The sequence below is a fragment of the Yersinia sp. 2466 StPb PI genome (assembly GCF_041538325.1).
GTDB lineage: Bacteria > Pseudomonadota > Gammaproteobacteria > Enterobacterales > Enterobacteriaceae > Yersinia > Yersinia enterocolitica_E.
In genome coordinates, this window is sequence record NZ_JAULSL010000001.1 from 2,808,691 (window position 1) to 2,834,639 (window position 25,949).

The following is a 25,949-nucleotide window of genomic DNA, read 5'->3' on the forward strand; positions in this document are numbered from 1 at the left end:
ACGGCATCAAAAACAGAAAGTTAATTTCTATTCTGGCATTTTAAAATAGATTAAAACCAATATTTTAAACTATTTTCAATGCCTACTTAAATTCTATTTAGATACCCATATAACTGCTTTGAGCATTGACTTGCTTAAGTGATTTTAAGCATAGTATATATCAATTTATTTGGCGTTATTATTTTAATTAATTATTACTTGTTTCCATTCACACGCAAAATAAACATAACCTGTTGATTGTGAACAACTTAATGAGTAATTGTTTATTTTAATAGTCATCAGTATTTACTGGGGTTTTAGTATTATTGCTTTCGTTATTATATATATCAGTTTTATTTAAATTGCAGGCCTGGAAATTAACAATAAAAAACACAGTTAACTATAATTGTTTCGTCTATTAAAAAACAATTAATAGTGTGATGAGTATTATTTATCAGTCTAATAATTTAAAAATTATCAGACTGATAAATTAAACGAACTAAAAAGCGCTGAAATATCCATTAAAAAATGCGGGTCACCTTAAGATGACCCGCATTAGCCGAAACTCTTTTCGTTGTTAGAGTGTTACTCTTCCAGTTCGTTATTCAGTTTGGTGATTCGCACTAACTCGATACGGTAATCCGAAACCTCCATAATCTCAAAACGCAGGTTATGCAGTTCAACCACATCCCCGGCGGTTGGCATATGGCCTGAGTGAGACAGCAGCATCCCGGCGAGTGAGGCATAATCGGCGGTCGGACTTACCAGTTCGTGACAGTCCAGAGCCTGTTCCAGAGAGTGTAAATCCGCGCCTCCTTTCACCAACCAGCCATCACCGTCAGTGATAATGTCTGGTGTTTCATCTTCATCCGGGAACTCACCGGCAATGGCTTCCAACACATCAAGTGGTGTTACCAGACCCTGTACCACACCAAATTCGTCATTGACCACCACTAAGCGGCCTTTTGCTTTGCGTAATACACCCAACAGATTAATCACGTCCATGGTATCGGGTACCACAATCGGTGGCGTTGTCGCCGCAAACTCACAAATAGAGTCACCTCGCTCAATGGCAACTAACAGATCTTTGGCGCGAACCACGCCGATTATCTGATCCAATGAATCACGACAAACCGGGAACAAACTGTGTGGTGTATCTAAGAGCTGCTCACGGATCTCCTCTTGTGAGCGATTACAATCGACCCAGGATATCTCTGTCCGTGGTGTCATCACACTACGCATCGAGCGGGATGCCAATGTCAACACACCACTTATCATATAGCGCTCTTCTTGTGCAAATGCCTCGGTAGGTATCATCTGTTGCGAGTCACCATTTTGTGGTTCCTGCTGCTGACGCCCCCCCATCAAACGAATGATGGCTTCAGCCGTGCGCTGGCGTCTTGGCAAACGTGACTCATGCTTAATGAAGTTACGGCGCGCAATCTGGTTAAACAGCTCAATCAGAATAGAGAAGCCAATGGCTGCGTACAGATAGCCTTTCGGAATGTGGAAACCAAAGCCTTCAGCAATCAGACTCAGGCCAATCATCAGCAAGAAGCTCAGACACAGCACCACCACCGTAGGGTGGGCATTGACAAATCGGGTCAGTGTTTTCGATGCCAACAACATCACGCCCATGGCGATGACAACCGCAGTCATCATAATCGCCAAGTCATTCACCATCCCCACCGCAGTAATCACTGCATCGAGTGAGAATACAGCATCCAGCACCACAATCTGTGCCACTACTGCCCAGAAGCTGGCATAGCCTCGATTGGCACTGTCATCGTGCTGGTTACCCTCCAGCCGTTCATGTAGCTCGGTGGTGGCTTTAAATAGCAAAAACAGCCCCCCCACCAGCAAAATAAGGTCGCGTCCCGAGAAACTAAAACTGCCGACACTAAACAGTGGTGTCGTCAGCGTGACCATCCAGGAGATGACCGACAACAGCCCCAGGCGCATGATCAGCGCAAGCGACAGCCCGATGATTCGCGCTTTGTCTCTTTGTTTGGGGGGGAGTTTATCAGCCAGAATGGCAATAAAGACCAGGTTATCAATACCCAGAACAATTTCCAGCACCACCAGTGTCAATAACCCTGCCCAGATTGAGGGGTCCATTAGAAATTCCATGTCAGACTCCGAAAATAAGAACACGATTTAGATGATGTGCGCACTGCAACAGATACAGCAAAACGCCGTAGCACGGTTGTCAGTATAGATACGCAGAAAGATTGGGTGAGATTATACGCAGCAAAGGTGCGTGATTGAGTAACCAGATTTAAACCCACTGGTTGGGTATTAACGCTAAATAAACAGTAACTTCGGTGACAGTCCATAGGGAGAGCTGAGGCCCTTAACTCCTGACAATTAATAGAGCCGTTAACTTTATCAGGATTTTTTTTATCAGCATAGGGGGATTTATTACCTGACCCACGATAAACAGTCATCTCATCACCTTAAGGTTCATCATCAGCCGCGATTCTATTTTTCTATACCTGAAATTTATCCCTCACCGAAAAGTGGTTATGAATCAATTTTTATACCGATTACACAAATAGTTAACACAAAAAGTCTAATATGACGCTAGCAGCCCAACTGAATACATCTATGTCGTTTATATAACTGTCGATTAATTACCCAAGTAAGCTAAATCATTCATAACATGTCCGAATAAATGAACAGCGTCACATAATTTATTTTTTCACTGACTAAAATAAATCACATCCAACAACATTAAGCGGCCTACTTGAATCGATTCATTTGTGTTGCGAATAAATCATCAGCAGTACGCTGATATTGTGACTATCATAATAGATTCAATGTATACCGAAATGCTGTGGGTGATTACTGGATTTTCTGTTACGTGCTAGGACTCAATTCTGAGTTAACAGAGGGGGTAGCGAGTGAGTATAGCTATTATCATCGGCACACATGGGGCTGCGGCAGAACAACTGCTGAAAACAGCTGAAATGATTTTAGGCGAACAAGCTAACGTCGCTTATATCGATTTCGTCCCCGGTGAAAATGCCGAAACGTTGATTGAGAAATACAACGGTAAATTGACCGGGCTTGATACCAGCAGTGGTGTTCTATTCCTGGTTGATACCTGGGGTGGTAGCCCGTTTAACGCTGCCAGTCGTATTGTTACTGATAAAGAAAATTATGAGGTCGTTGCCGGGGTTAATATCCCGATGCTGGTTGAAACCTTTATGGCTCGTGATGATAACCCATCATTTGCTGAATTGGTTAAAATCGCGGTGCAAACCGGTCGTGAGGGAGTTAAAGCATTAAAAACCGTCGAACCTGATGTGGCTACCACTCAACCGCAACCCCCTGCCGCTGCACGTAAAGTCGCGGCCCCAGCCGTCGCTTTAGGCCCCAATGATCATATGAAGATTGGGTTGGTGCGTATTGATGACCGCTTAATACATGGTCAGGTTGCCACCCGCTGGACCAAAGAAACTAACGTAAATCGTATTATTGTCGTCAGCGACGAAGTTGCTGCTGACAAAATGCGCAGTACGTTGCTAAAGCAAGTTGCTCCTCCCGGCGTCACCGCGCACGTCGTTGATGTTGAAAAAGCGATTCGCGTCTATGACAACCCGAAATATGCCAAAGACAGGGTCATGCTGTTATTTACTAACCCAACTGACGTCGTCCGTGTGGTTGAGGGTGGTGTAGACATCAAGTCAGTCAATATCGGTGGTATGGCATTCCGTCAGGGTAAAACCCAGGTGAATAATGCGGTCTCCGTTGATGAAAAAGATATTGAAGCTTTTAATAAATTAAATGCCCGTGGTATTGAGCTGGAAGTTCGGAAAGTCTCTTCGGATAGCCGACTCAAGATGATGGATTTAATCAGCAAACTTAATAAATAGCTTTATTAAAAACTACGTAGAAAGGTAATGCCCTGTTCTGTTTGGAACACGGTTATTTTTACTCAGCTTTTTTGGTCATAGGAGAAGTACAATGGAGATCACAACTCTTCAGATTGTGCTGATATTCATAGTTGCATGTATCGCCGGGATGGGTTCCATTCTGGATGAGTTTCAATTTCACCGTCCCCTGGTCGCCTGTACTCTGGTAGGTCTGGTTTTAGGTGATATGAAAACCGGTATTATTATCGGTGGTACTTTAGAGATGATCGCTCTCGGCTGGATGAACATCGGGGCCGCAGTAGCGCCTGATGCCGCGTTAGCCTCGATTATCTCTACTATTCTAGTTATTGCAGGTGGCCAAGACATCGGTGCAGGTATCGCACTGGCTATTCCGCTAGCAGCAGCCGGTCAGGTATTAACCATTATCGTCCGTACCATTACTGTGGCCTTCCAGCACGCCGCCGACGGAGCCGCCGAACGTGGCAGCCTACGAGCGATAACCTGGATCCACATTTCAGCCCTGTTCTTGCAGGCGATGCGTATCGCTATCCCTGCCCTGATCGTTGCCCTGTCTGTTGGGACATCTGAAGTTCAGATGCTGCTCAGTTCGATTCCTGATGTGGTTACCAGTGGCCTGAATATCGCCGGTGGTATGATCGTCGTAGTAGGTTACGCCATGGTTATCAACATGATGCGTGCCGGCTACCTGATGCCATTCTTCTACTTAGGTTTTGTGACCGCCGCATTTACCAACTTCAACCTGGTGGCATTGGGTGTTATTGGTGTGGTTATGGCCCTTCTTTATATCCAGCTCAGTCCTAAATACAACAAGTCTCAGGTTGTACAGTCTGGCCCGTCCAATAATGACCTTGATAACGAATTAGACTAGGAAAAGGTGAGAGAAATGGTTGATACAACAACTGTGCTTGATAAAACCACAGCGACTGGTGAAAAGAAACTCACGCCTGCTGATATTCGCGGGGTGTTTATCCGCTCTAACCTTTTCCAAGGGTCGTGGAACTTCGAACGTATGCAGGCGCTGGGGTTCTGCTTCTCAATGGTGCCGGCGATCCGTCGTTTATACCCTGAGAACTCGGAAGAGCGTAAGCAGGCAATCAAACGTCATTTGGAATTCTTCAACACCCAACCTTTCGTTGCCGCGCCAATTCTGGGCGTAACGCTGGCGATGGAAGAGCAGAAAGCCAATGGTGCCGAGATTGACGATGCGGCAATTAACGGGATAAAAGTCGGTCTGATGGGGCCGCTGGCAGGTGTCGGTGACCCAATATTCTGGGGTACTGTGCGCCCGGTGTTGGCAGCTCTTGGTGCCGGTATCGCAATGAGCGGCAGTTTACTTGGCCCATTACTGTTCTTTGTACTGTTTAACCTGGTACGTTTGCTGACCCGTTATTACGGTGTGGCCTATGGCTATAAAAAAGGCGTCAATATCGTCAGCGATATGGACGGTGGCCTGCTGCAAAAACTGACTGAAGGGGCGTCTATCCTCGGCCTGTTTGTTATGGGGGCCTTGGTTAACAAGTGGACCCACGTCAACATACCGGTGGTGGTTTCCAAGATAACCAATCAGAATGGTCAGACCACAGTAACTACGGTGCAAACCATTCTTGACCAGTTGATGCCAGGTTTGGTGCCATTACTGTTAACGTTCGGCTGTATGTGGCTATTACGTCGTAAAGTTAACGCGTTGTGGATTATTATGGGCTTCTTCGCCATCGGTATCTTCGGTTACTGGATTGGCTTCCTGGCACCTTAATGTTCTGATTAGATTTGGTAAAAACCGGGGGTTTACTCCCGGTTTTTTTTAGGGTAGATACCAATACCCAATAGATTTCAAAGTGCAGGAAGGTGGCAGCAACACACCTGTGGTTTGAAAGATGATGGGGATGTATCTCTTGGGAGTTGTTGCATGTCGGTTACTGATCTCGTTTTAATTGTTTTTATCGCCCTACTGCTCGCTTATGCTATTTATGATGAATTCATCATGAACATGATGAAAGGGAAGACCCGGCTGCAAGTTCACTTAAAACGTAAAAGCAAAATCGACTGCGCCATCTTTGTCGGACTGATAGCTATCCTCATTTACAATAATGTCATGGCGAATGGTGCACCGTTAACCACCTATTTATTAGTGGGTTTAGCGCTCATTGCGGTTTATATCTCTTATATCCGTTGGCCCAAATTATTGTTTAAAAATACCGGTTTCTTCTACGCTAATGCTTTTATTGAATATAGCCGAATAAAAAGTATGAATTTATCTGAAGATGGAATTTTAGTCATTGATTTAGAGCAGCGCAGATTATTAATCCAGGTTAAACAATTAGATGACCTAGAGAAAATCTATAATTTTTTCCTTGAAAATCAATAACAAAACAACATCCTTGGGAAATAGGTCTATTGAGTGCCTACTCAACTGATTAATTTCCCAGCAAGACTCTTGTCTCTTATCCTGCTTATTCCCACATTGTTATCGATGTTTATATGTACTATTTCGCACAAAAATCTCGATAATGAAAATCATTATCAGTAATAGTAATTTGTCTTATTATCTTTGGGGTTGTCGCTATAATAATTTATATGTTAAGGTTGCGCCGTTCATGGGGAGTAGCCGGTTTCTGTGCAATTGTACCTAACGTAATTGAAGGGTATTTATTGATAAGCAGAAACGCCCGTATCAACATACTCGTTTCATCTATTGAAACGTGGTACGGGTAGCCAGGTAAGGTTGGCGAGACCATAGACACGTAGCTCCGTCGTTAGGTTGGGGGTGGGTTACGTGTATATGGAGCCGCCCGGCCGAGTTTATTGCTATGAATCTATCTGCAACTCTTATCCTTGCTTTTGCTATGTCTATGGATGCATTTGCTGCATCTATTGGTAAAGGCGCCAGTCTACACAAACCCCGTTTTCGAGAAGCACTACGTACTGGCCTTATTTTTGGCGTAATAGAAGCTATCACCCCACTCATAGGTTGGTGTATCGGCCTGTTCGCCAGTCAATATATTCTGGAATGGGATCACTGGATTGCTTTCAGTCTGCTGTTTATTCTTGGTTGCCGCATGATTTTTGAGGGTGCGAAACAACAAGTTGCAGAGACTGAAAAAATGCGCAGCCACAGCTTCTGGGTTTTGGTCATGACCGCAATTGCTACCAGCCTTGATGCCATGGCAATTGGTGTCGGTTTAGCCTTCTTACAAGTGAATATTGTCCACACCGCCATGGCGATCGGTCTGGCGACCATGATTATGGCTACCTTAGGTATGCTGATTGGCCGTTATATTGGCCCATTATTGGGTAAGCGTGCCGAAATCATTGGTGGGATAGTCTTGATAGCGATCGGCTTTAATATTCTGTATGAGCACATCTATCGGGTCGCTTAATGGCTAAAACGCGTCTATTCTGCCGATAAAATCATTGGGCAAAAATAAACCCCGCATTCAAAGAATCGCGGGGTTTTTTATGGTTCAGATGCCGCTTAGCAAACGGGCATCAACCTCGGATTAGAAGTCCATGGAAACAGACAGTTTTAGCTCACGCGGATTACCTTGATACATATAAGTACCGGTATCTTCAACCGACTCCCAGTAACGTTCGTTGGTCACGTTCTCGAGATTCGCACGCCAGATCAGATTGGTCTCTTTCAGCGGCATGGTGTAACGCATGCCCAGATCCAGACGGGTCCATGGTTTTAGTTTTAAGGTGTTTTCCTGGTTAGCATACTGCGAACCAGAACGTGTGACAGTACCAGTAGCCGTCAAACCTTCTACTGCTTTAATATCGTACTCACCGCCAAACACTAACTGATAGCGAGCCACACCCACAGCATAATTACCATTATTTTGGCTGCTTTGCGCTTCGGTCAGTATCGGGTCCAACCACACGGCACTACCTAACAGACGAGTACCAAATACCGGTTCACCGAATACGTTCAGTTCAACGCCGCGGTTACGCTGTTCACCACCCAAGGCGTAGATATTGGTTGTTGCATCAATGGCACCGGCAGGTCTGGTGATTTCAAACAGAGCCAAGGTACCGCCATAGCGCTTGTTATCGAATTTCACGCCAACTTCATTCTGTTTAGCATGAATAATACCGGTAACATTACCCGCATTGGCGGTATACCAAGGCGCGACCTTCCCCGGCGATAATGCTTCAATGTGGTTAGCATACAGGGAAACATTTTCCCACGGTTTAACCAGCAAGCCATATACCGGTGTCACTTTCATGGCATCTTGCACGTTTTTACTGTCTGGTACACCACTGTCAAAATTGCGAATAACCACTTCCTGACGGCGCAGCCCCAGCATCAGCTGCACTTTATCATCCATTGCCGACAGGGTATCCGACACCGAGATGCTACTGGCCCGAACCTGACTGTTTAGTGTTGGGTCTTGATTAGGGCTAGCAAAAGCAGTTGGGGGGAATGGGATTACCCCTGGGTTATAGATATTGGTGTCTACTGGTCCTGACATATTCCAGGCAGATTTAGCCGTTCGGTAGTTAGCGGCATAACCGAGATTCATCTTATGGGTTACTGGGCCGGTTTCAAAATGACCACGAATCCCCCCTAAACCAGCAATAGAGTCCGAAACATAAGGCACATACAGACGGGTGATGGTGGCGTTGCCATTATTATCAGTCAGCGTTGGTGAGCCATATTGCCCGGTTTCGTCATTGTGGCTGGCACCGAGGGTACCGTATACCGTCCAGTTCTGGCTTAAATCATACTCACTACGCAGCATACCGAAGGTGGTTGCCATATCGGTATAGACCCACTGCTGACCATAGTTTAAGGTGGCTGCCGGTGGTTCTGGAATCACCGTCGCACTACCAATGGCAACATCAGTACGCATACCGTGAACGGTTTGTTTTTGATATCCAATATCTAAAGAAGTACGGGCGCGGTCACCACGGTAATCTAAACCGGTTGAGAGTGCGGTCGTGCGCTCGTTCTGATCATGAATCGCCGTTTCGCCTTCGCGGTGCAGCACATTAACCCGCACACCGAATTGGTCATTGTCACCAAAGCGGCGACCGACATCCAACGCACCACCAACCTTGGCAGAAGAAGTATAATCCACACTAACACGCGTCAATGGAGTATCACCGGCACGTTTAGGCTCCAGGTTAATCATCCCTCCCACACCGCTGCCGCTCGGCGAAATACCGTTTACAAATACGTTCGGGCCTTTAAACACTTCAACTCGCTCGACCATACTGGTATCAACCACCTGACGTGGCAGTACGCCGAACAGACCGCCGAACGAGATATCATCCCCATCGAGATTAAAACCACGAATACGGAAGTTCTGTGAAGCATTACCGTAGCCGCGCACGTTCTGTACTGAAGCATCGTTTTTGACCACATCAGCCAGTGTCCGCGCTTGCTGGTCTTCTACCAATTTAGATGTGTAGCCAATCACATTAAAAGGTACGTTGCGCGCATCTTGCTGCCCCAGGAAGCCAATACGCCCACCGTTAGCTACCTGACCGTCCAGATAGGTTGGAATAAGATCATTACCACCGGCACGGAAGGTCTCTTGCGTCCCGACCACGGTAATAGTATCCGTTGTTTTGCTGCTATCAACCTGAGTGGCATCAGCTGTTGTGCTAGCCTTTTTGCTGCTTTCAGCCGTATTGTCTGTGGCTGTTGCTGCCCATACAGATGCAGACAAAGTCCCTAATGCCGCACCGATCATCACGCACAAAAGACGTGGTGCAAGCCGCTTCTGATTTGCGCGGGTAGAGATAGTTTGATTCATCGTGTTGATGCCCCTGAAGTTTGCAATTTTGTTAATAATGAGAATGCTTATTATAAGGATTCAGAATTATCCTGATAACAGTTGCCGATGCAAGCATTTCTGCACTTCTGCGGGGTTATTTTTTGTATCGTGAAAAAATTAGATCAGTTATGTAATGAACATGATCTCGGTCGGTAATCTTATGGCCCCAAATGAGGGGAAATGATTGCGTAAATTACTTTTATATACGACCAGACTAATTTCCCCTTCCCTACTTAAGTCAATTTTTATGGGTTATTCACGCCACCCCCTATTATTAATAAGGCGATTTATTCTTTCTCCCTGTTATATTGACATCAGTTCCTTACCTGAAGTCCCGTAGTGACAGGCTTGATAAGCGTAACCCTCATATCCATTACAATTCTTATCGTGTATTTATTTCTGGTAAGAAAATTCTCATTACCTAATTTCATCTGTTAGCGATAGACTGCTACATTACTTTTACCGCAATAACAGATTAACCCTTCTGGCTCTCGATCCGCTCAGCCAAAGGTGGCTGAATATTAATTCAAGGAAATACAGGAATGGCTTTGCATCCAGCATCATTTGACGATCATATTTTCCGACTCTTGATTGAAGCCGTTGATGACTACGCCATATACATCATTGATGCTCAAGGACATATCCTCACTTGGAACAGTGGCGCAGAACGCAATGCCGGTTACGCTAGCGAAGAAGTTATTGGTCAATCTTTTGAACTGTTTTATACCCCAGAGGATTTGGCGAACAAATTACCGACCAAAGGGCTGCAACATGCCAATCAGTTTGGCCACTATGAAACCCAGGGCTGGCGGGTGCGTAAGAATGGTAAACGTTTTTGGGGTAATATTACGCTGAGTGCGCTGCATGATTCAGACCATATTTTGCAGGGATTCGTCCATGTTACCCGCGACTTGACGGATAAATGGCAGCGCGAAAATGCGCTGCGAAAGAGTGAGGAACAGTTTCGTCATCTGATCAGTGAAGTTGAAGACTATGCTATTTACATGATCGATACTCATGGCCGAATTCTCACCTGGAATAAAGGTGGAGAACGGAATGAAGGCTATACCAGCGATGAAATAATCGGTGAACATTTTGCGTTGCTGTTCACACAGGAGGATATTTCTGCTGGGGTGCCGGAGAAATCACTCGCCAAAGCCACCGCAGAAGGTAATTACCAGAGCGAAGGCTGGCATGTGCGCAAAAACGGTATTCGCTATTGGGCCAGTGTAGCAATTAACCCAATGCATGATGACAGTGGCAAACTGTTGGGATTTACCAAAATTGTCCGTGATCTCACCGAGCGTCGTCAACGAGAAGAAGCACTGCGCATCAGTGAAGAGCGTTTTCGCTTAATGGTTGATACTGTTGAGGATTACGCTATTTTAATGCTTGACCCTTGGGGCCGGGTCAGTACCTGGAACCACGGTGCTGAACGGAATATTGGCTATGCCAGTAATGAGATAATTGGTCAGCATTTCGGTTGTTTCTTTTTACCCGAGGATATTGCCGCCGGGTTACCGGAGAAGTTGCTGAAGACCGCAGCATCGACGAGTCGAATGGAGCGTGAGGGCTGGCTGGTTCGCAAAGATATGACGCGCTACTGGGCAGTGACAGTCATAACAGTAGTCCATGACAATAATGGGAAACTTCTCGGTTATGCCGAAATAATCCGTGATATGAGTGAGCGCAAACAACGCGAAGATGCACTGCGCGCCAGTGAGGTCGCGCGTTATGAAGAGCGCGAGCAACTGCATCGGGTGTTGTCATCTATCCAGGAGGGGATTATCTCCCTCGACACAGAAGGCCGTGTGGTACTGATGAACCCCAAAGCCGAAGAGATGACCGGGCGTAGCCAAAATGAATCCTGCGGTTTGCCTATTGAAGACGTTTTTATTTTGTGGTCTCCGTTGCAAGATAAAAATCAGTTACTTGCCTTCAATCAGTGTTTGGCCGAGGGGCGCAATACCTTATTACCAGAAGGCAGCCAGTTATTATCAAGCCAAGGAGAACGGCAAGAGATTCGCTGTTCTGCCTCGCCGATCCGCGATCGTGACAATATACTCACTGGCGCGGTCGTGGTATTTCAGGATGTGACTCGCGCCCGCCATGCACAGCGCGAACTGCAATATCAGGCCAATCATGACATGCTAACTGGCCTGATTAATCGGCGTCGACTGGAAGAGCGGCTCACCCAGTCAATCAGCCAATTGGGGGATAACGAGCAGCATATCCTCTGTTATGTCGATTTAGACTATTTCAAAGATGTTAACGATACCGCAGGTCATGAAGCTGGGGATATGGTGCTGAGAATGGTGGCACAAACCATGCAACAAGCCGTTCGTGAAAATGACATTGTTGCCCGTTTAGGTGGCGATGAGTTTGCTATCGTGTTGTTTAATTGTCAAAACAAGCCTGCAACAGACATTCTGGAATCTGTGGTTGCCGATATTGCCGCCATCCAATTTCATTGGCACGGTCAATCGTATACATTTACCGCAAGTCTGGGCGCCGTCCCGCTAACTCGCCAAACTGAGAATGCCGCACAAGCCATGCGTCAGGCAGATATCGCCTGTTATGCAGCAAAACACGCAGGCCGTAACCGGCTATCACTCTCACTCTAAACCCTTCTTGTCTGGGTGGCGATGACTGCCACCCACTCATCAAATTGACCAATCATCAGAAGCGCATTAACTCAACCGCCCTTAATGACACAATTTTATCAGGGTTATTGGTTTGTATGTCGCGCAATTAGACTTTGGTCAAAATATCGCTGTCAGTGCTGTGCTATATAAAGATAATCATCTTATAGCTTGGAACAAATAGATATGCCGTACTTTACGGTTAGTGTTGTTTTGCATAATGCAGTGGAAGGCGATTACGAGTCACTTAATAAGAAAATGATTGATGCCGGCTTTACCCGCCTTATTGGTCGGGAAAAAGTCTATAAATTGCCTGAAGGGGAATTCAATTATGGCAGTGGCACACTAAACAAACAAGAGGTCGCTGATTTAGCACTAAAAATTGCCGAGGAGGTACGGTTCATACCCTCTATACTGGTGACTGAATCCGGTGGTCGAACCTGGCGAAACTTAGATCTTAAATAAACCACTTCAGTAAAATATAAAAAAACCATGAATTTGACTTAAGTTAATTAATGATTCTACACCAGGGAATGTCACACTATAAATATATTAAAATAATAATGAGAGTTTACCTTAGGGGAGTTAGCTAATATTAAGGTATTGGTGATTTTTAAAAATCAAATCTGGATTGATATAATTTATATAAGACTCGTGGCCCGAACACTGTCAGGCCAACGCTAACAGCATAGACTATTGGTCACTGCTCACGGCTGCAATTTCAGCCGTAGGCTCTTCTCTGCGGCGGTGCAACGCAATGACAAAGTCAGTTTCACAGATAAATGCCTGCCGCGCAGCCAACTCCTGCCCCATTTCGATTGATGCCCGCCAGGCAAAAGGGGTCATCTGCAATAAATTAAAACTCTGCTTACCCGGAAGTTTCATTTCATAAGCCAGTTTTTCGCAACTCAGCAAGTCAAACCCCTCAAGGTGCTCTTGTGCATCACCGTGGAGTTGTACTTCTGGGTAGATCAGTGCTTTTAACTGATAGAGATGACGCGGCCCAGGGGCAACAGTAACCACAATCCCGCCAGGTTTCACGGTACGTGATAACTCCGCCGCTTTGCACGGTGCATAAATCCTTAATACCGCATCAAGCGAGTTATGGGCAAAAGGTAAGCGATGGCTGGAAGCTACACAGAAACTCACCTGTTGATAGCGCTTTGCGCCATACCTTACGGCGACTTTTGCCACATCTAAACCGAAAACAGCCATTTGACGCCGCCGATTTAACCTATCTGCCACAGCGCCGGTGTAATAACCTTCACCACAACCGATATCCAGCAACATGGTGGCATCCAGTGGTAACGCTGCATCCAGAAGCTCGCAGACCCTCTGCTGCAAGGGCTGATAATATCCCGCATCAAGAAATGCCCGCCGGGCCTGCATCATCTCCGGGCTATCTCCTGGTTGTTTCGATCCCTTGTGCTGCACTGGCATCAAATTGACGTAACCCTCTTTGGCGCAATCGAACTGATGATTATTGCTGCAACGCCACTGCTGCACGCTAAGCTGCAAAGCCTGATGACAAAGGGGGCACTGATAAGACATGGTTGATTTCCAGATGACAGACAAATAACCGCCAGAATCGCGGACAGACACGACGTTAGTCTAAAGAAGCACTTCCACCGTTGCAAGCCACTGTTTAACGCCATAAATCGGTCGAATATCAGCTATGGTGTACCATCCCTGCCGGGATAGCGTCAGGTTCAACATTCATGGTGCGCAAAATTTGCCCCATAATATCGCTAAATACCGGGGCAGAAACCGCGCCGCCATAGTATTTGCCGCCTTGCGGATTGTTTATCACGACCACCAATGCAAAACGGGGTTGGCTGGCAGGCGCGACACCCGCGGTATAAGCCACATATTTATCAATATACTGGCCATTTGGCCCAATCTTCTTAGCAGTCCCCGTCTTAACGGCAACCCGGTATCCCCTGACGGCCGCTTTCATTCCGCCACCGCCGGGCAGCGCCACACTTTCCATCATATGTTCCACTTGCCGCACCAGATCCTCGGGGAATACCCGTAGCCCTAACACCGGAGGATCGACCTTAGTAATCGATAATGGCCGATAAATACCGAAACTGCCGATGGTGGCATAGACTCGAGCCAGTTGCAGCGGCGTCACCATCAAGCCGTAACCGAAAGAGAAGGTAGCACGATCCAGATCACTCCAGCGTTGCCGCTGTGGCATTAACCCGCTACTTTCACCGGTAAGGCCTAACTGAGTCGGTTTTCCCAAACCAAACAACGCATAGGTTTCCATTAATGCCGAAGACGGCATTGCCAACGCCAGACGAGAGACGCCAACATCACTTGATTTCTGCAATACGCCGGTCAACGATAGCGCGGGATAAAAACCCACATCTTTAATTTGGTGCCCACTCAGCACATAAGGATGGGTATCCAGTACGCTGTCTGGCTTTACCAGATGATGTTGTAATGCAGTCATTACCACCATCGGTTTGACTGTCGAACCCGGCTCAAAAATATCGCTGATAGCCCGATTACGAAAATTCTCTTCCGCCGTGGCTGCGCGGTTATTCGGATTAAAGGTGGGATAGTTGGCCATCGCCAAGACTTCGCCAGTATTAATATCAATAACCACTGCGGAGCCAGAATCAGCCTTATTAAACATGACAGCATTGGTCAGCGCATGGGATGTTTCAGCCTGCAAACGCTCATCAATACTGAGTTCAACATTCTGTCCCGGGTGGCTATCAGTAGAAGAGATATCCTCAACCACTCGGCCAAAGCGATCTTTACGTACCACTCTACTGCCAGCGGTGCCACTTAATAGCGAGTTAAAGCTCTTTTCTACGCCTTCAATACCCTGGTCATCTATATTAGTGAAACCAATTAAATTGGCCGCCACATCACCGGACGGATAAAAACGCCGTGACTCCGCTTTGGTCGCGATACCGGGCAGTTTCAAGCGTTGAATGTACTCAGCAACATTAGGTTCAACTTGTCGGGCAAGATAGATAAAACGGGCATTGGGGTTTTGATTGATACGGTTGATTAATTGACCTATTGGCATATTGAGTTCCTGTGCCAATGCCTGCCAGCGTTCGGTAGTACCTACCCCGCCTTTTTCCAGTACCGTTTTGGCATCAGCCCAAATGGCCTCGACCGGGACACTGACCGCCAACGGATGCCCGCCACGATCAGTTATCATACCGCGTGTATTGGGTGTTGCCACCACACGCACTGAACGCATGTCCTCTTCTTTTACCAGCGGATCCGGTTCAATAACTTGCAGCCAGGCAACCCGTGCCAGCAGGCCAAAAAGTGACATTAAAATACAACTACACAACAAGCCAAAGCGCCAACGAATAAAGTTATTACTGTCAGTTTTTGGTTTAGGAATCATTAAGATCAACCCTGGAGAATAGCGAGCATCATAGCTGCCATTAAACCCTATCCCAGACACTAACGGGTGCCAAAACAGTGATACAAGATGCATTCTTTTGCAACAATTCACTAACGGCGATTTAAAAGAAAAGGTGACTGGTCAATAACTTAAAAATCGGCTTACACTGAGTGGCGTTCTTTTTCTTCATTAGGTAGGTTCTATGACTGATTTTTCACCACAACTTAGCCGGATCACCACCCTCTGCCATGGTTTTGGCAATAAATCGGCCCTGCTACCTTCCTGCCTCTTGCCAGATCAGGCTTCACAAGCCATTAAAAAGCAGGTTCATGGCACTACGATTATCGATGTGACCGCCCCGGGACAAGAGTGTGGTGAAGCCGATGGTTTCTATACCACTCAAGCAGGCATTTTATTGACCGTTCTGACGGCTGATTGTCTGCCAATCATTTTTAGCCAACAACAAGGGAGAGCCATTGCGGTGGTTCATGCTGGTTGGCGGGGCTTATTTGATGGTATTATCTTAAAGATGGTTGAGCGTATTGCGCGCGATGATGACCCTGTAAATTGGGTTGCAGCCATCGGGCCTGCCGCACAGTCTTGCTGCTATGAAGTCAATGAGGAGTTGGTCGAAAGGTTTACTAATAAATTACCACTGGCTAAAAATATCATTTCACCCCGTTTTCGCCACCTCAACTTAGCGGCCATTGCTGAACACCAATTACGAAGTGCAGGTATTCATCAAGTCGATCATGTGGGCAGTTGTACTATTTGTACGACTATTCAACATGATGATAATAAAAGTCACTTCAAATATACCAGTTTCCGCCGAACCAGCCAGCAGCAAGCGATTGACCCAACCCATCCAGGGATTAAAGGCCGTAATCAACATTCCGGCTTAATTATTTTGCCTTAACGGATAGATAATACTTATCGCACCCTGAATACGAAAAAACCCGCACAAAGGCGGGTTTTTACAGCAAAAGAGCTGATTAGATTGCAGTAACGTTTACTGCAGACGGACCTTTCTGACCGTCTTGGATTTCGAACTCTACGTTCTGGCCTTCAGCCAGGGTTTTGAAACCATTACCCTGGATTGCAGAGAAGTGTACGAACACATCTTTGCTGCCGTCAGCTGGAGTGATGAAACCGAAACCTTTAGACTCGTTGAACCACTTAACTTGACCTTTGATCTTTGCCATCTTGAGTATTTCCTTTGGATTGTTTAACTCGCCCGTAGGCGTTTACATAGACAAACTAGAGTCGTTACTGCTTGAGGCACTAAGATAAGGATCGGCAGAGAAGCGGTATTCAACGCTAACGTCTTTACTCAGAACTTCTTTACTGAAAATGCCACACATATACAGAACTGTACCTCGTTTTACCCATATGCGTTATCACATACTCTGTATTCGATGGCAAGCCATTTTTAATCAAGGGTGAACCTGTCGCACATATTTGAAACGCTTGCTCATAAAGAATGCGTAAATATGCTGAAATTTGTTGAAGGTCATCGTATTTTCTGCTCTATTTTTTTATACTGGCCTATCGCGCTTTCTTACTGGTTTTTAACATTTCAGCTAACACTTTTTATAATACTGCTTACGTGGATATTTACTGTTTTCCATCCCCAGCATCGAACCGAAAATCACAGTGGTATAAATTTTATTAGCATTAAATATATAATAATTGAATATATCCCTCCCCAGCGCTGACGGCTCACTCTCTTCATCTAGTGACTGTCACAGGGGCAAGCTTGCTAGCTAACCCCTTACTTAATATCAGGTTATAGTTTGAATCTTATCTTTGCTCAAAAATCAGAAATAATTTATTGGCGACTTTGTTATGAAGCACAATTGCACAACCTACCCCCAACAGTAAGGAGAGCCCCTTGTTATATAAAAATATAAACTCAAATGCCAAATTTAATACTAAAAGATTGGCTCTCCATATGGACTGGTATTGTGCTATATAGGTGCAATACACGAGAAAAATTAGCTGCATCGCACCAACAAGGTGCGATAGCACTTTATTTAATCTGCATGAATATCGCCTAAAGCACGCATTATTAGTTAATTCACCAGGGTGAAATGTAGCCTAGTCCACCTACATTTAGTGTGAGAAATTCCTCTTGATATATTCTTAACTTTTCTGAAACAGAATTTAATAGCACTGATGTACAGTTGAAAACTCTAAATTACTTTATCGTTATAGTGTGGTTTAGGTTCGAGATTATAAGCTCCACGCAATTATAAATAATCTATTAATCACTCTTATTTTGATAAGTACAAAGATTATCTGATGCACAGATATCTTATTTCGCCTTATGGGCATCAGAGAGCCATGTTATGAATTGTAAATATATTATCAACACCTGTATTCTCAGTAGCTTATGGTGGGGTCAGGCCGCTACTGTATTGGCGGAGGAAGACTATCAGCCAACACCGACATCTATAGGGCAGCATAACCCGCAAACCAGCAATGAAAGCTTGTGGCAACGCCTGACGAGCAACATCTCGCTTACCTGGGATTCACCAAACCAGGAGCTGTATATCCCGCTGAATACCTGGCACAACCGCTGGACCTACGATGATGACAAGATAGAGTCATACAATGAGCGGCCATGGGGTATCGGCTATGGCAAGTATCGCTATGATGAGGATAACAACTGGCACTCTGTGTATGCGATGGCATTTATGGATTCGCACAACCAAATTGAACCCATTATAGGTTATGGCTATCAAAAAATGTGGATACCGGGAGCGATGGACGGCTGGCGTTTTGGCGTAGGCTTTACCGCCAGCATTACCGCACGTCATGAATATTATTACATTCCTGTCCCATTGCCTTTGCCACTTATTTCTATTGAATATAATAAGTTTTCACTACAAAGCACCTATATTCCCGGCACTTATAATAATGGTAATGTTTTGTTTACCTGGATGCGCTGGCAATTCTAATGGACTCTATTATTTAACTATTTAAACCATGCAATTAAAGTGGTTATAGGCGACTATTAAGAATTAATCTCAATTAGCGTTAATTGATCCAAAAAAATACGATAGTTCTCATCAATTAAAACTATGCTGAGTATCCGCTTAGTTTATTGCTGATTATTTAAACACAACAAATAGCGTCTTAGGTGATAACAGCCGGGCTTGATTTTTCATACAGTTAATCGCCCGGCACTTTTATGCTAACACTTCAATCAGGCTGCATCTGAGTCATTTACATCCAGTTTATGCCGCTTATGTTTACGCCGAGTGAGTATAAAACCGCACCACAATAGCGCAACCCAAACTGGCATCATTAGCACTGAGATCTGAATACCATCAGTGAGATACATAATGACCAGAATCAACGACAGAAACACCAGGCACAGATAATTACCGTATGGGTACCATAGCGCCTTAAACCGCGGTTCTACGCCTTCTTGCACCTTCGCAGCCCGGAATTTGAGGTGAGCTAAACAAATCATCACCCAGTTAATGACCAATGTTGAAACAACCAGCGCCATAAGCAGTTCAAACGCTTTGCCCGGCATAACATAGTTAATAACAACACCGGCTGAGGTGGCCAACGCCGAAAGTGCGATTGACAGAATAGGCACGCCACGTTTATTAACTCGGGTCAACAACTTAGGCGCATTCCCCTGCGATGCCAAGCCAAATAACATGCGGCTATTACAATAAACACCGCTGTTGTAAACCGATAGCGCGGCGGTCAAAACCACTACATTCAAGATTGTTGCAACCCAATTGCTATCTAACGCATGGAAAATCATCACAAAGGGGCTACCGCCTTCAACCACTTTGCCCCACGGATATAGGGAAAGCAGTACCGCCAATGAACCGATGTAAAAAATGAGGATGCGATAGACAACCTGATTGGTTGCTTTAGGGATACTGTGATGGGGATCTTCAGCTTCAGCGGCCGTAATGCCAACCATCTCCAAGCCACCAAAAGAAAACATAATCACCGCCATCGCCATCACTAATCCGCTCAAGCCATGGGGCATAAACCCACCTTGTGCCCAGAGGTTAGTAACCGATGCCTCAGGCCCACCAGTACCGGAAGCCAGCAGATATGCACCGAACACAATCATACCGATAATGGCAACAACCTTGATGATTGCGAACCAGAATTCAGTTTCACCATACATTCGTACGTTAATAAGATTGATGGCATTTATTAAGACAAAAAATACAGCAGCGGAAACCCAGGTGGGAATCTCTGGCCACCAGTATTGAATATAAATACCGACGGCGGTCAATTCAGCCATACCAACCAGTATAAACATCGCCCAGTAGTTCCAACCAGATAAGAAGCCAGCGAAATCGCCCCAATATTTATACGCAAAATGACTAAATGAACCTGCAACTGGCTCTTCGACAACCATCTCACCGAGCTGACGCATAATGAGAAAAGCGATAAAACCACCGATGGCGTAGCCGAGTATCACTGAAGGGCCAGCCATCTTAATCGTCTGAGCTATCCCTAAAAATAATCCGGTCCCAATCGCACCACCCAAGGCAATCAGTTGAATATGTCGATTTTTTAAACCGCGTTTTAGTGTTGAATCCTGCAACTGCTGTTCCATCCTATCCTCTGCCGCACCTATTACGCACTAACGTGCTAAACAGCGCTTTCATAAATGAATCTGCGGCGGTTTTTTAACACTTAAACCTAATTGCAGCAAGAATAAAGGTGGTTAGCTGACTATCGGAGAAGGATCAATCAGCCGATGTTTACATGGGAAGGATTTGATTAGAGGACAATGATGCTTTGCCTGTTTAGGGTTGTAACGCAGATATGCCACATAACTTACTCAGATTCCTGGCCCCAATCATCAATGTCGCGACATAAGATTGACGCCGGGTGACAACTTCAACCGCCACGCGATTATTTTTATAGCGGATAAGATAAGTTGAAGGCCAGCCTTGGCGCCGCTCACCATAAGACTTTTGATGGTGGTCAATCGCCGCATGGGCAATGACCAGGTGAGATAAATTTGAATCCCCTTTAATAATACGTTTCATCATCAGCTCCAAGAAGTCAGTCAGAGAATCGCTTACCGTTGGTCACGCCACGCGCTCAGCATATGGGTATCCACGCGGTCGAAAATCATCAATATTTACTCAAATATCTTGGCTGAGCAGGTAACAAATCATCGCGGCACGAAGTGGACTTTGGCTATAGGCTTGCCACTCACCTTGCGGATTGGTAATCCGAGCATTCCACTGATTATTATCATTAACTTCAGGGGAATAGAGGCCAATTTTATTGGCATAGATGATAGGCCAGGCATCAGAAGGGTTTTTGCAGTAGTCCTTACCTTTAACTCCACCGTATGGATACCACTTATCGGGATCTTCCCCTGTCAGCAGCGCAATATTTCGGTTCACTTCAGTGTCACTTTCTTCATACCATTTAATCATTAGAATCACCGTTGTCTTGAAAAGTTCTGGCTACATTACGGCGAAAATAAGACAAATTTATGACAATCAGCGCAGTATATTGGGCTAAATAAAGGGGCAAACTCACATCGCGCAAAAAGATAATGCCGGCTATGCAGGAGAAACCATCACTCTAGCTACGACGATATTCTGATACCGCCTGGTGACAGCATCAGAATCGGGGGGATTTATCGCTCTGGAATAAACCCTTTAAAGTCGAGAGGCGAAACAATATCACTATCGTCTTGCTCATGCCTGACACCCGTAGCATTTTCCAGTAAAGCATTGAGCAATTCGGTTTGCCGTTTTTGTTGTTCGGCAATTTCGTGTAACAAACGGATTTGTTCATTTGCTCGTACACTGGCACGGCTCAAAAAGAACCAGACTATCAAGAAGAAAATGACAGTAAGCAGCGATAAAGCAATTGGGATGACACCCAGTGCCCCCATATTTGTATCTAACATTGACTACCCTATGACATACGTGGCTAAGGCGCTATCTTATCACTCTGCCCACCACAAAGGGGATCTGAATAAGTGATTCATACTTAATAACGATAACTAATAGTAATAGTTATCGTTATTATAGCTAAGCATAATAGGCTATCCTTACCATGGAATAATCGAAGTGATAGCACAAATACCGGTAGAAAAAGTCCCCCCCTGATCGCAATAACTATCAAGGGCTAATAGATAAAACAAGCAGCAAACAGCAATGATCCCTACCGTTGCGACAAGTTTCTTAATGTTCAAATCGGGCACCTTCCGTAATGTTTTTTTTAATTATACTGTATTAAACATCAACCATTTATAGCCAAAATGTAATTACTGATGTGCACTATAGCTCTGTAACAACATTTTTTATAAGAATTTACTGTTTAGTCTTATAAATCAATATGATTTAGGATTTTTACTATTAACTAACTTATCATTACTCGTTAAACTGTTAAATATTTATCCTAAAAAATAAGTAAAACTAATTACATGGAGTGACTACATGAGTTTATTCAGACTGGTTTTGGTGGCAGCAATCATATACTTGGGCCTTCTCTTTTCAGGCTATGGCGTGCTTATTGGCAGTGAGAAAAACGCCGCAGGCATTGGTTTGCAGTGTAAATATCTGACGGCAAGAACTGTTACAACCGCTCAATTTATAAACGGTGAAAATGGTGTCATTGGTGTCAGTAACTGCCCATTAGTGAAAAAGATCGGCAATAACGTTTTTGAATAATTGAACTGCGGGTTTGCTATTCATAACCCGCAGTGCATTTCCCCCACGGCCGCTAGCCTGATACTACCGCCCTACTTGCAGACAGCCTTAAACGGTAGCTGTTATTTTTGGCTAAATTTCATATCAATTAATGCAATGGCTTTCTCAATCGCTCGCTTAGTCACTGGGTCCGCCCCTGCCGGGTGTGTAGAGAAATCAATAGCTTTAAGTTGATGGGACATTTTATCTCGCACCTCCACCGGAGCAATGATATCAATCACATCAAGGATTTGCTTAATCACCAGTTGGCAGGCAACCAAGTCTGACACCAGCTCTTGGTCATTAGTAAACATTTCAGACATGCATAATTCCTTCTCAGTAATATCGTAAAAGGATATCACGCTTGCTGAAATATTTCTTTAACCTGCACTGCTCTTGTCGACTCGAGAGACTAACATTATCCTTGGCTAATGAAATACCTACAACCGATGTCGATGATGTGCTTAATCAATTGCCCCCTCTTTTTGAAAGAAAGAAGCAGATATGAGATGGCAAGAAAGCTAACGTCAGTACGAAGAGGATATAAAAAAACCAGGCATGAAATTATCAATCACCTGGTTCTAGAGGAAACTCATTAGATGTAGATCGATCACAATATTCCTAATCTCACAGTTCATCACCTCCTGCGCCTTTACCTTTATGCAGGACCATTACTGGCATCTTTAAAAAAACGGTTACGCCGACAACCGCTATCAGAGTCATAATCACCGTTATTAACATGCGATCACCTCATCATTTTTAATTTCTATTTTTCCAAACTCAACCCTTTATCCTCGGGATAGACCCCTTCCTGATGACACTACCCTTTTACTATGGCACCAGAAAAATCTTTTGCAAACACTGTCTGAAAAGTCTTTATGGTCTATTTTGTTCAATCGGGAGCAATTTGGTGTTTTGTGTTGTTCGATTCAACTTGTGTATACTGCTCTACTCCTATCCAGAAAAAACAGACTAAATAATGTCACAAGAAAATCATCTCGCGTTAGTCTGCGCTCTCAGTAAATGGGTCGAAACCCATCTAGGGCGGGTCATCTACCTTGAAGAGTTAGCCGTGTATTCAGGCTATTCGCTTTGGCATATGCAGAAAATATTTAAAGAAGTGACCGGGGTATCGCTGGGTAAATACATTCGGGAAAGACGCTTAGCGGGCGCGGTTTATCAACTAAGAAGTAGTGATAGTACGATTTTTGATATCGCATTGGACTTTGGCTTTGGCTCACAGTCACATTTTACTTACATGTTCAGAAAACGTTACGGTATCACTCCGTATGATTTCAGGCAAAATACTGATATTGACCTGAATATCGCGTTGCCCTTGCATGCTATTCATCAGAAGCTGGCATAACACTCCGCAATGCCCACGATTCGCCTGAATGCTTACCACTGCTTTCCGGCGAATAACGCTTTTCAGTTCTTTTTATAGCAATTCTGTACATCAATAGGTTGTGCTTCGTTACGTTGGCGATCCGCCATATAGGTCATCGCAAACATGACACTGACGACAATGAGTGCCGCCAACAGTAAACCGATCAATGCGATGACTTTGTTGTCATCAAACAAGCTCTTATCCATACACTCCCCCTAATTTCTATGGCGTATCATTAGATTAACCATAGGATCGCAATCAATGTTATTGCAATCAGCAAACATGATGTTGTAAGTAAAACCACGAGCGCAAATTGCGCATCGCCAATTCCCGCAGAATAATCACTATTCGGGGTAATATTTTGTTGTTTTTTCAAAGCAATACCTACTGATTGGCGCACACCAATCCTAACTCTATATAAGAAAAATCGCATTTTATAATGGATACATTTCTATCGGATATCAACCTAATCATTAGTTATTCCAACGCGATCCTGTCGTACTCTGTGTTATAGATCAAGCCCATCCATTGTAAAGTTAGGGATAGGCGCAAAATACATTAGCTTTGATTAAGTGTTTGTGGCGATAATATAATGTCATCTCTGTTCAGTGGACAATTACTGTATCACCGACGTTATTATACCGTAATTACCCCTGTGGCGAGGCTATACAGAGCGGCTAAAGCGGTAATAATGGCCACGGCAAAAAGACATTTTTCAATCGGCGCGAATATTGCTCTCTTTTGCTCACGCTTCGCGATGATAAACAGCACAGTTCCCGGACCATATATCACTGCTGACAGTAATATGTATTTCAACCCGCCCGCGTAGACCATTAATATGGCATATAGTGTTGCTATCAAAGCAAAAATAAAATCTTTCTTCAGCTCGACCGAACCTACCGAATAGGTTTCTCGGGTCCAGGCCAATTTCAGCCCATAAGCCGCAACCAGCAAATAGGGGATCAAAACTAATGAGCTGGTGAGTTCCAGTGCCAACTGGAACGCATACTCAGTGAAGAGCGTAACAATTAAGAATAATTGGATAAAAATATTCGACATCCAAACCGCTGCCGATGGCACCCCGCGCTTATTCTCCGTTGCAAATATCTGCGGCATGATATTACTTTTTGCTGCGGAATAGAGTGCTTCAGCCGCCAATAGGGTCCATGACAGATACGCACCCATAACGGAGATAATCAGCCCGATGCTGATAAATATAGCGCCCCATCGACCCACTATATGTTCTAACACCCCAGCCATTGAGGGTTGCCGTAAAGCAGCAAGATCAGGACGAAGCAGCACGCCATAGGAAAGCATTGTCACTAATACCAGTAAACATAAAACACCAATAAAACCGAGAACAGTAGCAATACCAACATGCTTTCTTTCTTTAGCGTAACGGGAATAAACACTCGCCCCTTCAATACCCACAAAAACAAATACGGTGACCAACATAGTACTGCGCACTTGAGCAAATAGTGTCTCTGATGTAGCACCAATATCTAATGCCGCATGACCGGTATAACCATAGTCATCCAAATGGGAGAGATCACCGACACCAGACAAAGATTGGGAACCCCAGAAGTTTAATGCAAACGTATCTGTATGAAATGCAAATGCCAGCACAATAACAAAAATAAATATCGGAATAACTTTAGCAAAGGTGGCAATAGTATTGATTGCTGCGGCTTCTTTGATGCCGCGCAACACCATAAAATGAAAACTCCACAAGATTAATGACGCAATTAAGACTGCGGATAACGTATTACCATCACCAAATAGTGGGAAGAAGGCTCCCAATGTTGATTTGATCAAAACAAAATAGGAAACACTTCCGATACAGGCGCCAGCCCAAAAACCAATGGCTGAGGCAAAACCGGCATAATCACCAAACCCAGTTTTAGCATAAATATAAACACCGGAATCCAAATCTGGCTTACGTTGTGCCAAAGTCTGAAAAACAAAGGCCAGAGTTAACATTCCGCCACCAGCAATAATCCACGCGATGATGGCACCCAATCCTCCGGTTGCTCGGCCGAATGTAGCAGGTAAAGAGAAAATACCAGCACCTATCATTGAACCCACGACCAGCGAGGTTAATGACCACAGCGAGAGCTTTTTATTTGATGAAGCCGCCATATTCATTTCCATTTACATTAACTAATCCAATGTAAAACAG

The 25,949-nt window shown here is 44.7% G+C and carries 26 protein-coding genes; 11 read left to right on the forward strand and 15 right to left on the reverse strand.

Annotation, left to right across the window (positions count from 1 at the left end; translation table 11 throughout):
- Nucleotides 1-564 precede the first annotated feature (564 nt).
- A complete protein-coding gene (locus Q2T72_RS12755) occupies nt 565-2,109 on the reverse strand; it encodes a TerC family protein (RefSeq protein WP_083158594.1) in 1,545 nt (514 codons plus the stop codon).
- 773 nt (nt 2,110-2,882) lie between these two features.
- On the opposite strand from Q2T72_RS12755, the gene manX reads away from it, so the two are divergent.
- The 5 genes from manX to mntP all read left to right on the forward strand — a co-directional run bounded on the left by manX (nt 2,883) and on the right by mntP (nt 7,255).
- On the forward strand, nt 2,883-3,857 hold the full coding sequence (gene manX / locus Q2T72_RS12760) for a PTS mannose transporter subunit IIAB (protein WP_083158593.1): 975 nt from the start codon (nt 2,883-2,885) through the stop codon (nt 3,855-3,857).
- Nucleotides 3,858-3,948: 91 nt separating this feature from the next.
- The gene (locus Q2T72_RS12765; protein ID WP_004701713.1) at nt 3,949-4,746 is read left to right on the forward strand and encodes a PTS mannose/fructose/sorbose transporter subunit IIC; all 798 of its coding nucleotides are present in this window, start codon (nt 3,949-3,951) and stop codon (nt 4,744-4,746) included.
- 15 nt (nt 4,747-4,761) lie between these two features.
- The gene (locus tag Q2T72_RS12770; RefSeq protein ID WP_083158592.1) at nt 4,762-5,631 is read left to right on the forward strand and encodes a PTS mannose transporter subunit IID; all 870 of its coding nucleotides are present in this window, start codon (nt 4,762-4,764) and stop codon (nt 5,629-5,631) included.
- A gap of 153 nt (nt 5,632-5,784) precedes the next feature.
- Nucleotides 5,785-6,243: a DUF986 family protein gene (locus tag Q2T72_RS12775; protein ID WP_083158591.1), complete on the forward strand. Its 459-nt coding sequence runs from the start codon at nt 5,785-5,787 to the stop codon at nt 6,241-6,243.
- Nucleotides 6,244-6,685: 442 nt separating this feature from the next.
- The gene (gene mntP, locus Q2T72_RS12780; protein WP_083158590.1) at nt 6,686-7,255 is read left to right on the forward strand and encodes a manganese efflux pump MntP; all 570 of its coding nucleotides are present in this window, start codon (nt 6,686-6,688) and stop codon (nt 7,253-7,255) included.
- A gap of 120 nt (nt 7,256-7,375) precedes the next feature.
- Here the strand turns inward: mntP and Q2T72_RS12785 are convergent, their stop codons facing one another.
- On the reverse strand, nt 7,376-9,637 hold the full coding sequence (locus Q2T72_RS12785) for a TonB-dependent receptor (protein ID WP_372569264.1): 2,262 nt from the start codon (nt 9,635-9,637) through the stop codon (nt 7,376-7,378).
- Between the two features lie 563 nt (nt 9,638-10,200).
- Between Q2T72_RS12785 and Q2T72_RS12790 the strand changes: the two genes are divergently transcribed.
- The gene (locus Q2T72_RS12790; RefSeq protein WP_372569265.1) at nt 10,201-12,282 is read left to right on the forward strand and encodes a PAS domain S-box protein; all 2,082 of its coding nucleotides are present in this window, start codon (nt 10,201-10,203) and stop codon (nt 12,280-12,282) included.
- A 204-nt stretch (nt 12,283-12,486) separates the two neighbouring features.
- On the forward strand, nt 12,487-12,765 hold the full coding sequence (locus tag Q2T72_RS12795; protein WP_083158588.1) for a hypothetical protein: 279 nt from the start codon (nt 12,487-12,489) through the stop codon (nt 12,763-12,765).
- Between the two features lie 228 nt (nt 12,766-12,993).
- On the opposite strand, the gene rlmA is transcribed toward Q2T72_RS12795, so the two are convergent.
- Both rlmA and ftsI read right to left on the reverse strand, forming a co-directional pair.
- Entirely contained in the window at nt 12,994-13,851 is an 858-nt protein-coding gene (gene rlmA / locus Q2T72_RS12800; RefSeq protein WP_083158587.1) for a 23S rRNA (guanine(745)-N(1))-methyltransferase, read from the reverse strand.
- A 118-nt stretch (nt 13,852-13,969) separates the two neighbouring features.
- A complete protein-coding gene (ftsI, locus tag Q2T72_RS12805) occupies nt 13,970-15,679 on the reverse strand; it encodes a peptidoglycan glycosyltransferase FtsI (RefSeq protein WP_083158586.1) in 1,710 nt (569 codons plus the stop codon).
- 202 nt (nt 15,680-15,881) lie between these two features.
- On the opposite strand from ftsI, the gene pgeF reads away from it, so the two are divergent.
- The gene (gene pgeF / locus Q2T72_RS12810) at nt 15,882-16,595 is read left to right on the forward strand and encodes a peptidoglycan editing factor PgeF (protein ID WP_372569266.1); all 714 of its coding nucleotides are present in this window, start codon (nt 15,882-15,884) and stop codon (nt 16,593-16,595) included.
- Between the two features lie 76 nt (nt 16,596-16,671).
- On the opposite strand, the gene cspE is transcribed toward pgeF, so the two are convergent.
- Nucleotides 16,672-16,881 (reverse strand): transcription antiterminator/RNA stability regulator CspE, encoded by a 210-nt coding sequence (gene cspE, locus Q2T72_RS12815; protein ID WP_002221949.1) that lies wholly within the window; start codon nt 16,879-16,881, stop codon nt 16,672-16,674.
- A 42-nt stretch (nt 16,882-16,923) separates the two neighbouring features.
- A complete protein-coding gene (locus Q2T72_RS12820; protein ID WP_002211058.1) occupies nt 16,924-17,040 on the reverse strand; it encodes a DUF2627 domain-containing protein in 117 nt (38 codons plus the stop codon).
- Between the two features lie 987 nt (nt 17,041-18,027).
- Here Q2T72_RS12820 and pagP point away from each other — a divergent pair.
- A complete protein-coding gene (gene pagP / locus Q2T72_RS12825) occupies nt 18,028-18,639 on the forward strand; it encodes a lipid IV(A) palmitoyltransferase PagP (protein ID WP_083158584.1) in 612 nt (203 codons plus the stop codon).
- Nucleotides 18,640-18,887: 248 nt separating this feature from the next.
- Here the strand turns inward: pagP and Q2T72_RS12830 are convergent, their stop codons facing one another.
- The 5 genes from Q2T72_RS12830 to Q2T72_RS12850 form a co-directional block, all read right to left on the reverse strand.
- Entirely contained in the window at nt 18,888-20,279 is a 1,392-nt protein-coding gene (locus Q2T72_RS12830) for an amino acid permease (RefSeq protein ID WP_372569267.1), read from the reverse strand.
- 193 nt (nt 20,280-20,472) lie between these two features.
- Nucleotides 20,473-20,721: a DUF4060 family protein gene (locus Q2T72_RS12835; protein WP_372559219.1), complete on the reverse strand. Its 249-nt coding sequence runs from the start codon at nt 20,719-20,721 to the stop codon at nt 20,473-20,475.
- Nucleotides 20,722-20,817: 96 nt separating this feature from the next.
- Nucleotides 20,818-21,117, reverse strand: coding sequence for a phage protein NinX family protein (locus tag Q2T72_RS12840; RefSeq protein WP_083158581.1), 300 nt, complete (start codon nt 21,115-21,117; stop codon nt 20,818-20,820).
- A 206-nt stretch (nt 21,118-21,323) separates the two neighbouring features.
- Nucleotides 21,324-21,599, reverse strand: a complete 276-nt coding sequence (locus Q2T72_RS12845; protein WP_083158580.1) for a YebO family protein — start codon at nt 21,597-21,599, stop codon at nt 21,324-21,326.
- 144 nt (nt 21,600-21,743) lie between these two features.
- A complete protein-coding gene (locus tag Q2T72_RS12850; RefSeq protein WP_072081862.1) occupies nt 21,744-21,887 on the reverse strand; it encodes a PhoP/PhoQ regulator MgrB in 144 nt (47 codons plus the stop codon).
- 244 nt (nt 21,888-22,131) lie between these two features.
- On the opposite strand from Q2T72_RS12850, the gene Q2T72_RS12855 reads away from it, so the two are divergent.
- Nucleotides 22,132-22,365: a YobH family protein gene (locus Q2T72_RS12855; protein WP_102970397.1), complete on the forward strand. Its 234-nt coding sequence runs from the start codon at nt 22,132-22,134 to the stop codon at nt 22,363-22,365.
- A gap of 101 nt (nt 22,366-22,466) precedes the next feature.
- Here the strand turns inward: Q2T72_RS12855 and Q2T72_RS12860 are convergent, their stop codons facing one another.
- Nucleotides 22,467-22,706 carry a DUF2766 family protein gene (locus Q2T72_RS12860; protein ID WP_083158579.1) on the reverse strand — a complete coding sequence of 80 codons (240 nt, stop codon included), beginning with the start codon at nt 22,704-22,706 and terminating at the stop codon, nt 22,467-22,469.
- A gap of 656 nt (nt 22,707-23,362) precedes the next feature.
- Between Q2T72_RS12860 and Q2T72_RS12865 the strand changes: the two genes are divergently transcribed.
- Complete coding sequence (locus Q2T72_RS12865) at nt 23,363-23,749, forward strand: helix-turn-helix domain-containing protein (protein WP_038632374.1); 387 nt, start codon at nt 23,363-23,365, stop codon at nt 23,747-23,749.
- A gap of 62 nt (nt 23,750-23,811) precedes the next feature.
- Here Q2T72_RS12865 and Q2T72_RS12870 read toward each other — a convergent pair whose 3' ends face one another.
- The 3 genes from Q2T72_RS12870 to Q2T72_RS12880 form a co-directional block, all read right to left on the reverse strand.
- Nucleotides 23,812-23,976, reverse strand: a complete 165-nt coding sequence (locus tag Q2T72_RS12870; protein WP_083158578.1) for a hypothetical protein — start codon at nt 23,974-23,976, stop codon at nt 23,812-23,814.
- 29 nt (nt 23,977-24,005) lie between these two features.
- On the reverse strand, nt 24,006-24,203 hold the full coding sequence (locus Q2T72_RS12875; protein ID WP_083158577.1) for a hypothetical protein: 198 nt from the start codon (nt 24,201-24,203) through the stop codon (nt 24,006-24,008).
- A 203-nt stretch (nt 24,204-24,406) separates the two neighbouring features.
- Nucleotides 24,407-25,909 (reverse strand): basic amino acid/polyamine antiporter, encoded by a 1,503-nt coding sequence (locus Q2T72_RS12880; RefSeq protein WP_372569268.1) that lies wholly within the window; start codon nt 25,907-25,909, stop codon nt 24,407-24,409.
- Nucleotides 25,910-25,949: the final 40 nt, after the last annotated feature.

Coding starts and splice junctions, on each gene's coding strand:
- Q2T72_RS12755 (WP_083158594.1), bottom strand. CDS start 2,109: ATGGAATTTCTAATGGACCCCTCAATCTGGGCAGGGTTATTGACACTG.
- Q2T72_RS12765 (WP_004701713.1), top strand. CDS start 3,949: ATGGAGATCACAACTCTTCAGATTGTGCTGATATTCATAGTTGCATGT.
- Q2T72_RS12770 (WP_083158592.1), top strand. CDS start 4,762: ATGGTTGATACAACAACTGTGCTTGATAAAACCACAGCGACTGGTGAA.
- Q2T72_RS12775 (WP_083158591.1), top strand. CDS start 5,785: ATGTCGGTTACTGATCTCGTTTTAATTGTTTTTATCGCCCTACTGCTC.
- mntP (WP_083158590.1), top strand. CDS start 6,686: ATGAATCTATCTGCAACTCTTATCCTTGCTTTTGCTATGTCTATGGAT.
- Q2T72_RS12785 (WP_372569264.1), bottom strand. CDS start 9,637: ATGAATCAAACTATCTCTACCCGCGCAAATCAGAAGCGGCTTGCACCA.
- Q2T72_RS12790 (WP_372569265.1), top strand. CDS start 10,201: ATGGCTTTGCATCCAGCATCATTTGACGATCATATTTTCCGACTCTTG.
- Q2T72_RS12795 (WP_083158588.1), top strand. CDS start 12,487: ATGCCGTACTTTACGGTTAGTGTTGTTTTGCATAATGCAGTGGAAGGC.
- rlmA (WP_083158587.1), bottom strand. CDS start 13,851: ATGTCTTATCAGTGCCCCCTTTGTCATCAGGCTTTGCAGCTTAGCGTG.
- ftsI (WP_083158586.1), bottom strand. CDS start 15,679: ATGATTCCTAAACCAAAAACTGACAGTAATAACTTTATTCGTTGGCGC.
- pgeF (WP_372569266.1), top strand. CDS start 15,882: ATGACTGATTTTTCACCACAACTTAGCCGGATCACCACCCTCTGCCAT.
- cspE (WP_002221949.1), bottom strand. CDS start 16,881: ATGGCAAAGATCAAAGGTCAAGTTAAGTGGTTCAACGAGTCTAAAGGT.
- Q2T72_RS12820 (WP_002211058.1), bottom strand. CDS start 17,040: ATGTGTGGCATTTTCAGTAAAGAAGTTCTGAGTAAAGACGTTAGCGTT.
- pagP (WP_083158584.1), top strand. CDS start 18,028: ATGAATTGTAAATATATTATCAACACCTGTATTCTCAGTAGCTTATGG.
- Q2T72_RS12830 (WP_372569267.1), bottom strand. CDS start 20,279: ATGGAACAGCAGTTGCAGGATTCAACACTAAAACGCGGTTTAAAAAAT.
- Q2T72_RS12835 (WP_372559219.1), bottom strand. CDS start 20,721: ATGATGAAACGTATTATTAAAGGGGATTCAAATTTATCTCACCTGGTC.
- Q2T72_RS12840 (WP_083158581.1), bottom strand. CDS start 21,117: ATGATTAAATGGTATGAAGAAAGTGACACTGAAGTGAACCGAAATATT.
- Q2T72_RS12845 (WP_083158580.1), bottom strand. CDS start 21,599: ATGTTAGATACAAATATGGGGGCACTGGGTGTCATCCCAATTGCTTTA.
- Q2T72_RS12855 (WP_102970397.1), top strand. CDS start 22,132: ATGAGTTTATTCAGACTGGTTTTGGTGGCAGCAATCATATACTTGGGC.
- Q2T72_RS12860 (WP_083158579.1), bottom strand. CDS start 22,706: ATGTCTGAAATGTTTACTAATGACCAAGAGCTGGTGTCAGACTTGGTT.
- Q2T72_RS12865 (WP_038632374.1), top strand. CDS start 23,363: ATGTCACAAGAAAATCATCTCGCGTTAGTCTGCGCTCTCAGTAAATGG.
- Q2T72_RS12870 (WP_083158578.1), bottom strand. CDS start 23,976: ATGGATAAGAGCTTGTTTGATGACAACAAAGTCATCGCATTGATCGGT.
- Q2T72_RS12875 (WP_083158577.1), bottom strand. CDS start 24,203: ATGCGATTTTTCTTATATAGAGTTAGGATTGGTGTGCGCCAATCAGTA.
- Q2T72_RS12880 (WP_372569268.1), bottom strand. CDS start 25,909: ATGGCGGCTTCATCAAATAAAAAGCTCTCGCTGTGGTCATTAACCTCG.